Annotated in this window: 10 protein-coding genes; 9 read left to right on the top strand and 1 reads right to left on the bottom strand. The window is 72.9% G+C overall.

Annotation, left to right across the window (positions count from 1 at the left end):
- Positions 1-62: 62 nt before the first annotated feature.
- The 9 genes from cas3g to WME98_RS25970 all read left to right on the top strand — a co-directional run bounded on the left by cas3g (position 63) and on the right by WME98_RS25970 (position 11,740).
- Complete coding sequence (cas3g, locus tag WME98_RS26010; RefSeq protein WP_437954025.1) at positions 63-2,696, top strand: type I-G CRISPR-associated helicase/endonuclease Cas3g; 2,634 nt, start codon at positions 63-65, stop codon at positions 2,694-2,696.
- The gene (cas8g1, locus tag WME98_RS26005; RefSeq protein ID WP_437953747.1) at positions 2,693-4,939 is read left to right on the top strand and encodes a type I-G CRISPR-associated protein Cas8g1/Csx17; all 2,247 of its coding nucleotides are present in this window, start codon (positions 2,693-2,695) and stop codon (positions 4,937-4,939) included. The genes cas3g and cas8g1 overlap by 4 nt, the downstream gene beginning before the upstream one ends.
- Before the next feature lie 2 nt (positions 4,940-4,941).
- A complete protein-coding gene (gene cas7g, locus WME98_RS26000; protein WP_437953746.1) occupies positions 4,942-5,913 on the top strand; it encodes a type I-G CRISPR-associated RAMP protein Csb1/Cas7g in 972 nt (323 codons plus the stop codon).
- Entirely contained in the window at positions 5,913-7,592 is a 1,680-nt protein-coding gene (gene csb2 / locus WME98_RS25995) for a type I-G CRISPR-associated protein Csb2 (protein WP_437953745.1), read from the top strand. Before cas7g ends, csb2 begins: the two co-directional genes overlap by 1 nt.
- A 65-nt stretch (positions 7,593-7,657) precedes the next feature.
- Positions 7,658-8,404, top strand: a complete 747-nt coding sequence (locus WME98_RS25990) for a radical SAM protein (RefSeq protein ID WP_437953744.1) — start codon at positions 7,658-7,660, stop codon at positions 8,402-8,404.
- Positions 8,401-9,477: a radical SAM protein gene (locus WME98_RS25985; RefSeq protein ID WP_437953743.1), complete on the top strand. Its 1,077-nt coding sequence runs from the start codon at positions 8,401-8,403 to the stop codon at positions 9,475-9,477. The genes WME98_RS25990 and WME98_RS25985 overlap by 4 nt, the downstream gene beginning before the upstream one ends.
- A complete protein-coding gene (locus WME98_RS25980) occupies positions 9,474-10,466 on the top strand; it encodes a class I SAM-dependent methyltransferase (protein WP_437953742.1) in 993 nt (330 codons plus the stop codon). The genes WME98_RS25985 and WME98_RS25980 overlap by 4 nt, the downstream gene beginning before the upstream one ends.
- On the top strand, positions 10,463-11,086 hold the full coding sequence (locus WME98_RS25975; protein WP_437953741.1) for an ATP/GTP-binding protein: 624 nt from the start codon (positions 10,463-10,465) through the stop codon (positions 11,084-11,086). The genes WME98_RS25980 and WME98_RS25975 overlap by 4 nt, the downstream gene beginning before the upstream one ends.
- Before the next feature lie 45 nt (positions 11,087-11,131).
- A complete protein-coding gene (locus tag WME98_RS25970; RefSeq protein ID WP_437953740.1) occupies positions 11,132-11,740 on the top strand; it encodes a Uma2 family endonuclease in 609 nt (202 codons plus the stop codon).
- 27 nt (positions 11,741-11,767) lie between these two features.
- On the opposite strand, the gene dnaX is transcribed toward WME98_RS25970, so the two are convergent.
- Positions 11,768-14,101, bottom strand: coding sequence for a DNA polymerase III subunit gamma/tau (dnaX, locus tag WME98_RS25965; RefSeq protein WP_437953739.1), 2,334 nt, complete (start codon positions 14,099-14,101; stop codon positions 11,768-11,770).
- Positions 14,102-14,274: the final 173 nt, after the last annotated feature.

Below are 14,274 nucleotides of genomic sequence, written 5' to 3'. Positions count from 1 at the left end.
AGCTGCGCTGGCCGGCAGGCGGCGCGTCCCCGCGCGCCCGTCACCTGGAACGTCCGCACGTGATGCCTCCCCCGCCCTACGCCGCCTGGTTCCAGACCGTCGCCCGCTTCTCACCGCACGACTGGCAGCGCGCCCTCGGCGAGGCGACACGCTGCGAGCACCGCCTCCTTCGCATCCCGACCGGCTTCGGCAAGACGGCCGGCGTCGTGCTGCCCTGGCTCTACCATCGCGTGCTCCGCGAGGACCTCGGCTGGCCCACGCGCCTCGTCTTCTGCTTCCCCATGCGCACGCTCGTCGAGCAGACCGAGGCCGACATCAAGGCATGGATCGAGCGCTCGAGGCTTTCCGTCGCCGTGCACGTCCTCATGGGCGGCGTCGAAGCCCAGCGCTGGGAGCTCGCGCCCGAGCAGCCGGCCATCCTGCTCGGAACGCAGGACATGTTGCTCTCGCGCGCGATGAACCGCGGCTACGGGACGGGCCGCGCGTGGTGGCCATGGCCGTTCGGCCTCGTGAGCCTGGACGCGCTCTGGGTCTTCGACGAGATCCAGCTCATGGACGCCGGGCTCGCCACGAGCGCGCAGCTCGCCGCCTTCCGCGACCACGACGCGACCGCGCGACGACGGCTGCGGCCCAGCCACGCATGGTGGATGAGCGCCACGCTCCAGCCCTGGTGGCTCGAGACCGTCGACTTCCGAGGACAGGTCGCCGCCCTCGACGAACAGGCCGTGCGCATCCCGGAGGCCGAGCGCCAAGGTGGCCTGTGGGAGGTGAGCAAGTCGATCGAGCTCGGCGACGCCACCGCCGAGGCCGACGTCGCCAAGCTCGCGCTGGAGATGCACCGACCAGGCACGCTCTCGCTCGTCGTCGTCAACCAGGTCCAGCGCGCCGTCGACCTCTTCCAGGCGCTCGACGATCGGTGTCACGAGCGCAAAGGAAAGATGCGTGTCCGGAGGCCTGGCGCGCCGGAGCTCAAGCTCGTTCACAGCCGCTTCCGCGGCGCCGAACGGGCGCAGTGGCGCCACGACTTCCTGAGCCGCGCCGCAAGCCACCCCGAGAAGCTCCCCAGCGAAGGGCGCATCATCATCGCCACGCAGGTCGTCGAGGCAGGCGTCGATGTCTCGGCGCGCCTGCTGATCACCGACCTTGCGCCGTGGTCGAGCCTGGTCCAGCGATTCGGGCGCTGCGCCCGCTACGAGGGGGAGTCCGGCGCCATCGTGGTGCTCGGCAAGACGAAGACCGCCGCGCCGTACGCCGAGGCCGAGCTCGACGCCGCCGCCGAGGCCATCGCTAAGCTCGCCCGGAGCGCCGGCGACGCCTCGCCCCGCGCGGTGGACGCCTTCGAGCAGGCGTGCGCCCCGGAGCTGCTCGGCCGGCTCTATCGCTATACGCCGGCCCACATCCTGCGCCGCCGCGACGTCGACGATCTGTTCGACACGACGCCCGACCTCACCGGGAGCGATCTCGATGTCGGGCGATACATCCGGAGCGGGGAGGACCGCGATGTCCGCGTCTTCTGGAGGTCTGTCGACCCGGCGAGCAGGACCCTATCCCGTGAGCAGGTCGGACGGGTGCACCGCGCCGAGCTCTGCCCCGTCCCGGTCCGCGAGCTGCGCGACTTCGTGCGCGCCGATCGCGGCGGGCGCCCCGCCTTCACGCTCGATTACGTGCTCGGCGCCTACATCCGAGTCGACGAGGTCGATCGCATTCCGCCGGGGAGCACGCTGCTCCTGCCCTCGTCCGCAGGCGGGTACACGGCGGACCTCGGCTGGAACCCGAAGGCGAGCGCCGAGGTCGTGCCCGTCGTTCCACCGGCGGAGCCGGCCGAGAGGGCGGCGCTGCGGCTCGATCAGAGCGCCGAGGCCGCGGAGGACGACAGCCTCTCGCACGCGGCCTGGAAGAACATCGCCACGCACGGCCGCGAGACGGCCGAGCAGCTGCGCGACATCGCGACGGCGCTCCGGCTGCCGGAGCGGCTCGCGGAGCTCCTGGAGCTCGCCGCGCGCTGGCACGACGCGGGCAAGGCACACGCGGTGTTCCAGGACGCCATCCGGCAAGACGCCCGCGCGAAGGCCGGCGAAGTCGGCCAGCGCCGAGACCTCGCCAAGGCGCCCGACGGGGCGTGGACCGGAAACGGCTACCCGACGCGGCCGGGCTTCCGCCACGAGCTCGCGAGCGTCCTCGCCTTATTCTCGCTGCTCCGCCGCGCGAACCCGCGGCACGCCGCGCTGCTCGGAGGCTGCGCGGAGCTCCTCGCCGCGCTGGGCGAGCCCCTGTCGGCGGCTCCGCCCGAGGACGCGATCGACGAGAGCCATCCGCTCGCGCGCGAGCTCGCCGGCCTCTCCGACGAGGAGCTCAACCTCGTCGCCTTCCTCGTCTGTGCGCACCACGGCAAGGTGCGCACAGCCTGGACGAGCACACCGCTCGACCAGAGAGCAGGCCACGGCGACATCCACGGCGTGCGCGACCGCGACGCGCTCGAGCCCTTCGCGCTCGCCGCCGCGCAGGGCGACGCTCAGGTGCCGTCGCTCACGCTGTCCCTCGAGCTCGCCGCGCTCGGCGTCGGGGCGCGCTACGGCGTGTCGTGGAGCGAGCGCGTCGCGGGGCTGCTCGAGGCGTGGGGCCCCTTCACGCTCGCCTACCTGGAGGCGCTGCTCCGCGCCGCCGATGTGCGCGCCTCGATGGATGCGACCTCATGAGCCTGCACCTGCATCACCTCGCCGGGTGCACGCCCGAGCCGATCGCCGGCTACCTCAAGGCGCTGGGCGTCCTGCGCGCCGTCGCCGGCCAGGCGGATCGGCGCGCGCGCGCCCGCTGGAACAACGGGCGCTTCGAGCTCGTCACATCGCTCGATCGCGATGGGCTGACGCGCTTCTTCCTCGAGGCGTACGCCCCATCGCCCATCATCGCGCCGTGGAACGGCGGCAGCGGCTTCTATCCCAAGGACACGAAGGACGGCATCGAGCCCCTCTCGTCGTCGCCGGCAGCCCGCTTTGCGCTCTACCGCGAGGCCATCGCTGCCGGGCGCAGCCTCGTGGCTGCGCGATCCGAGAGCCCGAAAGGCGACGAGAAGCTCGAGATGATCCGCGCCTGCCGGCGCACGTGGCCCGAGCCCATGCTCGCGTGGCTCGACGCCGCGGTGGTCCTGACGGGCGATGCCGCGCGGTACCCAGCGCTGCTCGGGACGGGCGGCAACGATGGCCGGCTCGATTTCACCAACAACCGCATGCAGCGCCTCGTCGAGCTGTTCTATCCGACGACCGGCGATGCGCGCCCCGGGGCACATCCGCTGCTCGCGGCGGCGCTCTTCGGCGAGCCGGCCCCGGGGCTCGAGCGGCGCGCCGTCGGGCAGTTCGTGCCGGGGAACGCCGGCGGGCCGAACCAGGCGTCGGGTTATGTGGGCGAATCCCTCGTAAATCCCTGGGATTTCGTCCTGCTGCTCGAAGGCGCGCTGCTCCTGCCGGTCGCGGCGGTGCGCAGGCTCGAGAGCGGCAACCTCGTGCAGGCGGCCGCCCCGTTCGCCGTGCGCGCGCGGGCCGGCGGCTACGCCAGCGCGTGCGCGGTCGACGAGGGCAACCAGCGCGGCGAGCAGTGGATGCCGCTCTGGGAGGGCGCGGCGACGCTGACCGAGGTGCGCGCGCTGTTCGCCGAAGGCCGGCTCGTCGCGAGCCCCGAGAAGCGGCAGGCGATCCACGCCATCGACGCGGCGCGCGCGGTCGCCGGCCTGGGCGTCGCCCGCGGCGTCCGCGAGTTTGTCCGGTTCGGCTACATCGAGCGCAACGGGCAGGCGAACCTCGCGGTGCCGCTCGGCCGATGGGCGGTCGAGGCGGACGATCGCGCCGGCGCCTCGTCGCGATCGCAGCTGCTCGACGAGATCGACCCCTGGGTCGAGGACCTGCGCAGACTGGGTCAGGGCGACAGCGCGCCTGCGGCGCTCGGCCGCGCGCTCCGCCGCGTCGAGGCGGCGATGCTCGCGGTGTGTCGCGACGGGTCGCCGGAGCGCTGGCAACGGCTGCTCCTCGGGCTGGCCGAGGCGGAGAGCGCGCTCGTCTCGCGGCCGAAGGTCGCGGCTTCAGCGCCCTGGCTCGGGCCGCTTCCGCCGCTGTCGCCCGAGTGGCTGCGAGCGGCCGACGACGGCTCTGCCGAGCTGCGCCTCGCTGCGGCCATCGCGTCGCAAGCAGGTCCGGCGGAGCGCGCCGGCGCGGACGAGCTCGGGCCGATCCGGGCTCACTGCCTCCCGCTGGATCCGCGCTCTGGCTTCCGCCGCCTCGCCTTCGGCGCCGACGGCCTCGTGCGCGACCCGCGCGTCGTCTGGGCCGGCCGCGATCTCGTCGACGATCTCGCGGCCGTGGCGCTGCGCCGCATGATCGAGGCCCCGCTCCACGGGGCGCGCGCTTTCCCCCTGCGCGGCCGCGCGTACGCGCACCTGGACGATGTCGCGCTGTTCCTGGACGGCGCGGTCGACGAGGCGCGTGTCGCCGGGCTGTCGCGCGCCTTGATGCCGGTCAACTGGAGGCGTGCGCCACGGCCTTCGCGCGCGCCGCGCCCCGAGCGCCCGTCGGCGCTGCACGGGCTCTTCCGGCTCGCGTACACGCCCGACGCGGTGAACGCCCGGCCTACTTCCGGCCGCGATGGCGCCGGCGACCTGCCCCCGCTGGAACCGCGCCTGGATCCGGCGCCGCTGCGCCTGCTCGTCGCGGGCCGCCTGCACGACGCAGGAGCGGCGGCGGTTCGCACGCTGACAGCGGCCGGCACCCGCCCGAAGCTGCGCCTCGTCGCGGGCTCCGCCGATCTCGCGCGACGCCTCGCCGCGACGCTCGCCATCCCTGTCGCGCCCGAGGATCTCGCATACCTCCTCGGCCTCGTCTGCAAGCCGGCGAGTCACGCGGTCGAGGACGCGCCGTCCATGCCGCCCCCCGCGGCACCTGCAACATCGGAGTGATCATGCCCATCGATCTCAGCGCCCTGCTCCCCGATCGCGCCCCGTACCCCTCTCGCCTTCTGCTCGAGCAGGAGCTTCGACCCGTGCAGGGGGTCCGCTTCCAGCCGACCGGCTTTCCGGACCTGGGCGCGAGCGTCTTCGAGGACCCCGTGAACGGCGGGCAAAGGCTGCTCGTCGAGAGCGCGCAGAGCATGGCCAACCGGCTCGAAGCGGTGTGCTGGGACCGGGCCGCGCAGGACCTGACCCCCGAGCTGAAGGGGCTCTCGTACGTACGCGTGGTCCGACCGGACAAAAGCTATCTCACGAGCTCGATCACGGAAGCGCACCGGCTCAACTCGCCATACATCCTGGAAAGCAAGGACAAGTCGTTCTTCAACCGGCTAAAGGACGAGACCGCTCCCCTCGCCGAGGGACCGATCGATCGCAGGAAGCTCGCGGCCATCGTGTTTCGCTACGACGCGAGCACGCTGCTTCACGGCCTCTTCCTCGCGAAGCCCGACCTCGTGGGCGGTCGGTTGCGCATCGAGCGCGCGCTGTCCTCGTTCATCGAGGCCGAGGACGTGCGCGTGGCCGCCTCCGGCGGCGTCAAGAACGACGCGGTTAACCCGAGCGGCGATACGGGCAAGGGCTTCGGCAACGTGCCGTTCCACCGCGACGAGTACACGGCAAAGCGCATCACCGCGTTCTTCAGCCTCGATCTGCACCAGATCCGCGGCTACGGCCTCGGCGCGGCCGCGGAGCGGCTGCTCACGTTGCTCGCGCTCTACAAGATCGCGGCGCTGCTGGAAGGCGACATGCGCCTGCGGACAGCGTGCGATCTCGCGCCCCAGGGGTCGCTGCGCGTAGTTCGCCCCGAGTCGTTCGTCGTGCCGCCCGCGGCCGCGCTGCGGGCGGAGCTGCCCTCGGCGATCGCGGCGTGCAAAGACCTCTTCGCGGGCGCCGGCGCTCCGACGACCGTCACGTTCTCTTCCTGATGCTGCGGCTAGCGATTCGGTTCCTGGCCGGTTCGTACCACGCGACCCCCTGGGGCCGGCACGTCAACGAGGGGGATATCGAGTGGCCGCCGAGCCCATGGCGCCTCTGCCGTGCGCTCCTCGCGACCGGCTTCGTCCGACTCGGCTGGACGACCGTGCCGCCGGAAGGCCGGTCATTGATAGAGCGGTTAGCGGCGTCGCCGCCCGTCTACCACCTCCCGCCTGCATCGACGGGCCATACGCGCCACTACATGCCCGTCCACAGGAACGCCACGGCGAAGGTGCTCGACGCGTTCGCGTTCGTCGGACGCGGCGACGGCGCCGTGCTCGGTGTTACCTGGGAGGTGGAGCCCGCAGCGGCGGAGCGAGCGCTCTTCGAGGCGCTCGCGGAGCACTTGAGTTACCTGGGTCGCGCCGAGTCGTGGGTTGCTGCCGAGGTCACGGACGTCCTGCCGCAGGAGCTGTCTCCGTGCCGCGCATCGGAGTGCGCCCCCGGGCCGGGCTACGAGCGCGTCTCGCTGCTCGCGCCGATGGACGCGGTGGAGTACGCAGCCTTCCGAAGGGAGCGCGTGGGCGGAGCGCGCGCGACCGAGCAGGAAGAGCCCGCGCGGCGAGGCGCGAGGGCGCCGAAGAAGAGCGCGGCCTCGAAGGAGGCCGCGAAGCTCGACGCCATCTACCCCGCGGACCTCCTCGCTGCGCTGCTCAAGGACACCAGCGATCTCCAGCGGGACGGGTGGAGTCAGCCGCCCGGCAGCCGGTGGCTGTCGTACTGGCGCGGCCGCGACGCCCTGGCGAAGGTGCCTGTCCGGGCGACACGCGCTGCCAATCGCCGCGAGAAGCGGGAGGATACAGCGCTGCTCGCGCTCGCGTCCAACACCGCGCGGGGTGAGGTTCTGCCGCGCCTCGTCGACGGCCTGCTCCGCATGGAGGTGCTCCACGCGGCACTCATTCGCCACTCGGACCGCGGCGACGGCCTCGGGCCTTCTCCTTGCCTGACCGGCAAGGATTCCCATGCAGAGCCGCTCAAGGGACATGGACACGCGTGGCTCCTGCCAGCATCGCTCGGTCGCGCGGACCACATCGATCACGTGCTCGTGCATGTAGCGATGACGCTGGACGAGCGCGCGCGCGAAGCGCTCTCCCGCGTGCGAAAGTTCTACACGAAGGAGATGTGCACGTTCGTCACGCTGGTGGGCGTCGGCACCCGAGAGGACTTCGAGCAGGCGGTGCCGTATGTCAGGGCCGCCAGGGTCTGGACGAGCGTGCTGCCCTTCGTGCCTCCGCGGCACCTGAAGAGGCAGGGAGCGAACTCGCTGGAGGGTCAGATCCAGGCGGAGCTCGCATCCCGCAATCTGCCGCCCGCGGAGCGGATCGAGGTGGAGCTCGATGGAGGCGACTACTGCGCCGCGCGCGATTTCTGGGACCTCTGGGACCGACGGCACCCGGGTGAGGTCCGCGTCGCGGCCGCGGCGCCCGAGGAGGGTGCGCCTCGAGTGGAGGAGCGCCTGGCGACGCGCTGGCGCCATTTCCGCAACGTGCGCCTCTTCAAGCCCGAGCAGCGCCCGCCCGTCGCCACGAGCCTCGGCCTGCGCATCACCTTTCGCGAGCCCGTCCGCGGCCCGATCGCCCTCGGCTACGCCTCGCACTTCGGCCTCGGCACCATGGCCCCGGCCCCCTGATCCGCGCCCCCCAGATCTCCTTCATCCCCTCCCCCCGCCGCCGTATCCTCCTCGCTGGAGGCCCCATGCCGACCGCGACGAGACCCCAGAACGCCACGCTCACCGGCGCGCTCCCGCTCGACCGCCCCACGGCGGACCGGCCGCACCGCCTCTACGTGGCCACCACGAACCACTGCAACCGCGCCTGCCCCTGGTGCTGCACCTGCTCGTCGCCCCGCGGCCGGACCTTCCTCGCCCTCGACCGCTACCGCGAGAGCTTCCCGGCCGAGGGCGCCTTCGAGGTGCAGCTCGAGGGCGGCGAGCCCACCATCCACCCGCACTTCGACGAGATGGTGCGCCTCGCCCGCGCCGAGCCCCGCTGCGCGCGCGTCGTCGTCGTCACCAACGGCGTCGAGATCCCGCGCGACCCGGCCGGGCTCGACGCCTGGCTCCAGAAGCTCGGCGAGCCCACCACCCTCAAGCTCTCGATCAACCACCACCTGCTCGAGCACGACAGCGGCCTCCTCCCCCTCGCGCGCGCCATTCGCGATCGGCTCGCCGCGCTCGGCGGCGACCGCCAGCTCGTCCTCAACGTCCGGCTGCGCAAGACCGAGGCCGACGGCGACGCGTGGGTCGTGGAGGCGGTGCGCGACGCGGGGCTCCTCGCGCTCGCCAACGTGTTCCACCTCCAGCGCTACGGCTTCGCGCAGAAGCGCGAGGACTGGGACGAGCCGTTCCTCGTCGGCACCCATTTCACGATGCTCAACCCGGACGGCCGCGCCTTCGGGCCCGACCTCGTGGCGCGCTCCGACGCCATGCGGAGCCTGCCGTGAGCGCGCGCCCCTTCCGCGACGGATGGCGCCGCCTGAAGAGCCGCGCCTTCGACCTGACCGGCAACAGCACCGCCGGCGAGACGGTGCGCTTCGACCTGTGGGGCCGGCCGGTCGAGATCTACCGCAACGCGAACTTCTCCATCTACAGCCGGCAGCCCTGCAATGCGAAATGCCACTTCTGCGTCGAGGAGCTCAGGCCGGCGTCGCGCGGGCGGAGCCTCTCGCTGCAGAAGACCGTCGAGGAGGACGACGCTCGCTATTTCGACGCCATGGCCGAGTCCCTCGACGCGCTGAGGCCGCTCGATCCGACGGTATCCATCACCGGCGGCGAGCCGAGCCACGATCCGCGGCTGCCCCGCATCCTCGCCCTCGGGCAGGCCCGCCGAGGGCGCAAGCGGACGCTCACCACGAACGGCTCGGGGCTGCTCCAGCGGCGCGACGGAAAGCGGTTGATCGACTGGATCGTCGACACCGGCGTGCAGCACCTCAACATCAGCCGCGCCCACCCCGATCACGACACGAACGCCAGGCTGATGGTCATGAAAGACGGCCTGAGCGTCGATGAGCTGCGCAGCGTCGTCTCGGCGGCAGCGGCGGGCGGCACCCGGGTGCGCCTCTCCTGCGTGCTCCTCTCGGGGCAGATCGACTCGGTCGATGCCATTGTGGCCTATCTGCGGTTCGCCCGGTCCCTCGGCGTGGACAACGTGATCTTCCGGCAGCTGATGAAGACCGACCCGACCGCGGTGGTCGAGAACCACGTCGTGAAATACAGCGATCGCAGCCGCGTCCAGCTCGAGCCGATCCTCGACGCGCTCAGCGCCGACGCGCGGTTCTCGTTCGAGCGGCAGATCGTGGGCTATTACTACTATGTCGAGGTGTTCCGCTTCGAGGACATCGATGTGGTCTTCGAGGAGGCCGACCTCGCCCAGCTCGAGGAGACGAAGCGCTCGGGCCCGGGCATCGTCCACGAGCTCATCTTCCACCCGAACGCGCGGCTCGCGTCCACCTGGCAGCCCTGGGACGGCATCCTGGGCCCGCCCCCGGCGGCGCGCGCGTCCCTCGACCCGTCATGACGCCGCCCGTCATCCCCGTTCCGTACATCGGCCGGAACCTGCTCTTCCTCGAGGAGGTGCTGGACGAGCTCGACGCGCGCGGCGTCACAGGCCCTCTCCTGTTCCGCGCGAGCGAGGCGGACAAGCTGGCTCGCCTCCTCGAGCACGGCACCGACCGCGCCGGATATCCGGGAGAGCGGCCGTGGACCGACGGCCCGGAACAGGGGCGCCCGATCCGGCACGAGGACGTGATCTTCGCGACCACCGCCGAGGAGATCCGGCGCGGAGAGCGGGAGCCGGAGCGGTCCACGTCGCTCAAGAAATTCGCCGCGATCGAGCGACCGCTGTTCGTCGCACACGACGCCCGCTGCTTCGTCAAGCTGTGCGACCGGCAGTACGAATACCGCGATCCGGCGCGGAAGCAGGCGGCGCTCCTCGCGCTGTTCCCGGTGACGCGGGTCGAGCCCATCCAGGGCTGGTTCTCCGAGGAAGACGGCCTCGCGTACCGCGCGCTGGTGCGCTCGCTCCGGGGCGGCGCGATGGTCGAGGTGGGCTCCTGGAAGGGGCTCTCCACGGCGTACGTCGGGCGGCTCGCGGCGAGGAACGGCGTTGCGCTCCATTGCGTCGACACGTGGGACGGCTCCAGCGATGCCTACGACGCGCGGTATCGCGCCCTCCTGGCCGCGGAGGACGTGCCGGGCGCGTTCCGGGCGAACATGGAGGCGCTCGGGATAAGGCCCCACGTCCTCCGGATGCCGTCCACGGACGCGGCGGCGCGCTTCGCCGACGCGAGCCTGGATCTCGTGTTTCTCGACGGCTCGCACGATCGCGCGGCCGTGCTCGCCGATCTCGAGGCCTGGTGGCCGAAGCTCAAGCCCGGCGGCGTCGTCGGTGGCCACGATCACAACGAGGAGCACGCGGGCGTCGTGGACGCGACAGCCCACTTCATGTCCGTGGCCAGGCGGCCGATCGAGCGCGGCGCCGGGTCGGTGTGGTGGGCGCGGCGATGAGGGCGCCGGAGACGAGCAAGCGCCTCTTCGTCGCGACCGGGGCCTATTCGTGCGGCAAGACCACGACGCTCCGCCACCTCGCGACCACGCGGGGCTACCGCGTGCACGGCGAGGCGCACCGGCGCGTGCTCGACGAGCTCGGGGCGCGCACCCACGGGCATCCGCCCGACGCGCCGTTTCGCCCGATCGACGCGCCGGACCACGTCTGTCCCCTGTGCCGCAAGCGGGAGTTCGCCGCGCGGGTGCTGGAGACGCAAAAGGCGATCGAGGCGGAGGCGAGGGATGGGGACTGGCTGGAGCGCGGGTATCTCGATCCGGTCGAGTACTACCTGCGCACGAGCGGAGAGACGGCGTATCCCTGGCCGCCCGGCGAGCCCGCGTTCGAGCGCTATGCGCTTGTGTTCGTGTTCGCCGTGATGCCGGCGCTGCAGGCGCCGCGCTGGGGCAGGAGCAGCGAGGCGCGGGCCGCCGAGGCGGAGCGGATCAACCAGCGGCTCGGCGCGCTGTACCGCGCGGCCGGCTTCGAGGTGGTCGACGTCGGCCCGGGCACCGTGGAAGAGCGGGCGGAGCTCCTGGCGGCGCGGCGCGAGGCGCTCGAGGTGGACCGTCGCGGCGTGTGAGGGCGGCGGCGCGCGGGGCGCGCGTGCTATCCTGCGTGAGCGCCCATGGTTGCCGCCGTGCACATGCCGTTTCCGTCCCCGACCGCTCCCGCGGGTGAGCAGCGGTTCGTGCTCCACGGGGTCCCCTGGCAGACCTACGTGAGGCTGCGGGACGAGCTGGACAGGCCTGGCCTGCGGATGACCTTCTGTGAGGGAACGCTGGAGCTGATGAGCCCGTCCATCGATCACGAATTGGCGAAGACGCTCATCGCCCGCCTGATCGAGCTCTTCGCGCTGGAGCGGGATGTGCCGCTCTACGGCTACGGCTCGGCCACGTTCCGCCGCGAGGCCAAGGCACGCGGCCTCGAGCCCGACGAGTGTTACTGCGTCGGCGAGCCGATCAAGGAGTTCCCCGATATCGCAATCGAGGTCGCGCTGACGAGCGGCGGAATCGACAAGCTGTCTGTCTACAGCGGTCTCGGCGTCCGCGAGGTCTGGTTCTGGGAGAACGACGCCTTCCACCTCCACGCGCTGCGCGGCGAGGCGTACGAGGCCATCGCGGCCAGCGAGCTGCTCCCGGATCTGGACCTCGTCGCGCTCGCGCGCTTCGTCCGCTGGCCGGACCAGCACGCGGCGGTCAAGGCGTTCCGCGGCTGGCTGCGGAACGCCGGCTGAGCCCGCTCGGGCGACGGCGCCCGACGCTCACCCGTCGGCGAACTCTTGAGAGAGCCGCACGTCCTTGAGCTCCGCGCCGAGCAGCTCGATCGCGGCCGTGACGAGGGGGTGGTCGGCCACGGCACGCCGGGCGGCCTCGACGCGCGCCTTGCGCTCGGCCGTCTCGACCTGCGCGAGCGACGGGCCGGCGCTGCCGCGGGTGACCGTCTCGAAAACGAGCTCGGCGGGGCCGCCGAAATGGGCATGCAGCACCCGGGCGAGCATGTCGCGGGCCGCCGGCTCGGTGGCCTGGCCCGACAGGAACGAGTTCGCCTCGTAGCCGAGGACGACGCGCGTCGGCGAGAGCTCCAGCACGGCCGCGTGCTCGAGCACCGAGGCGAGCGCCGGCCGCTGCGCCCGGACCGCGGTGATCACCGCGCGCCAGGTGGCGAGGTCGCTGGCGCTCATCGCCGGGGGCGGCGCGCTGCTCGTCCTTGACACCGGGCCCGACGGCGCGGGGGCCGCCGGGGCGCTCTGCGGAACGGAGTACAGCGCGCCGCGCGGCGACGGAGGCGGGGCGCTGTCGGGGCGGTACGCCGGCGCGGCCGCGCCGTTCGCGTACGGCGCCTTCGCGAACGCCGGCGCGGCCGCGCCCGCGAACGCCGGCGCGGCGCTGCCCGCGAAGGACGCCGCCGCGCCGTTCACGCCCGGCGCGCCGTTCACGAGGGAGACGACGTTCGCCGCCGCGCCGTTCGCCGCAACGCCGCCGCTCGGGCGCGCCACCACGCCCGCCGCCGGCGCGCCATAGGCAGCAGCCACCGCGCCGCCCGCAGCCACCGCGCCGCTCGCCCTCGCCACCCCGCCCCCGCCCGGCGCGCCGCTCGCGAACGCGACGCCGTTCGCCGCTGCGCCGTTCGCCCTCGCCGGTGGGCCGTACGCCGCCGCGCCGTTCGCCGGCGCACCGTTCGCCGCCGCGCCGTTCACCGCCGCGCCGTTCACCGCCGCGCCGCTCGCCGCCGCGCCGTTCGCCCTCGCCGCCCCGCTCGCCGCCCCGCCGTACGCCGGCGCCGCGCCCGCACCGCGCGCCTCCGCCCGCGCGTCCTCCGGCGCAGCCTCCGCCGCGCCGCGCCGGGGCGCAGCCGCGCCGCCGGACGGCACGCCGGGCCGCTGCGGCGCGCGCTCCGGCGCACCGCCGCCGCCGCCGCCGCCTCCGCCGTTGCCACCGCCGTTCAGGCGCCGCTCGAGATCGCCGAGGCGGCGCAGCAGCTCGTCGATCGGCAAGAGCGGCGGCCGCCTCGCGAGCCGCACGAGCGCCATCTCCAGCGAGGCCCGCGGCTGGCCGCTCCGGACGATGTCGTCGAACGCGCGCGAGAAGCCCTGGTGCAGCCGCGTGAGATCGTCCGCGTCCGCGCGCGCCGCGAGCGCCCGCGCGTCGGCGACCTCCTCGTCGGCCAGATCGAGCAGCGGCGCCGGATCGTCACAGACCTTCGCCACCACGAGATCGCGCAGGTGCGCGAGGAAGTCGCGGGCCACGTGCGGCAGGTCGTACCCCTCCTGCGCGAGCTCGCCGACGATGCGCACGCACGCCGCAGGATCGCCGTCCACGAGCGCCTCCGCGAGCCGGTGCAGCACCACGCGATCGGCGACGCCGAGCACCTTCGCCACGCCCTCGGCCGTGATGCGATCGCCGCTCGTCCCCACCCACGCGATCACCTGGTCGAGCAGGCTCATCGCGTCGCGCATGCTCCCCGCCGCCTCCCGCGCGAGCGCGCTGAGCGCCGGATCGTCGGCGGGGATCTTCTCCTGATCGAGCACCCAGCGGAGCCGCGCCGCGATCTGCTGCGCCCCGATGAGCTTGAAGTCGTAGCGCTGGCACCGGCTCAGGATTGTGACCGGGACCTTGTGCACCTCCGTCGTCGCGAAGATGAACTTCACGTGCGGCGGCGGCTCCTCCAGCGTCTTCAGGAACGCGTTCCACGCCGCGTTCGAGAGCATGTGGACCTCGTCCACGATGAAGATCTTGAACCGGTCGCGCGCCGGCCGGTACGGCAGGCTCTCCTGGAGCTTGCGCACCTCGTCGACGCCGTTGTAGCTCGCGCCGTCGATCTCCTGGACGTCGACGTCCGCGCCGACGGTGATCTCGGCGCACGCCGGGCACGCCTGGCACGGCTTCGCCGTGGGGCCGTGCACGCAGTTCAGCGCCTTGGCGAGGATGCGCGCGCTCGTCGTCTTGCCGACCCCGCGGACGCCCGTGAACAGGAAGGCGTGCGCGACGCGATCCCGCGCGATGGCGTTGGCGAGCGTCGTGGATACGTGCTCCTGGCCGACGAGATCCTCGAAGGACTGCGGGCGCCATTTCCGCGCGAGGACGACGTAGCTCATACGCTGCTCGACTAGCACCTTCTCGCGGGCGCGTCGCCGCAGCTGTGACCGGCACGGACGGCGCCCCGCATTCCGGTCAGTTTGCCAGAGTTGCCGCTCGAAACGCACCCCCGCTCCGCCAGGGCCGGGGCGGCCGACGCGCGCCGGGGAGTCGCCGGGGAGTCGCCGAGGAG

It is taken from the genome of Sorangium sp. So ce296, assembly GCF_051529605.1.
GTDB classification, from domain to species: Bacteria; Myxococcota_A; Polyangia; order Polyangiales; family Polyangiaceae; genus Sorangium; species Sorangium cellulosum_D.
The sequence above is the reverse complement of the archived record's forward strand: the minus strand, read 5'-3'. Positions and strand labels throughout refer to the sequence as shown.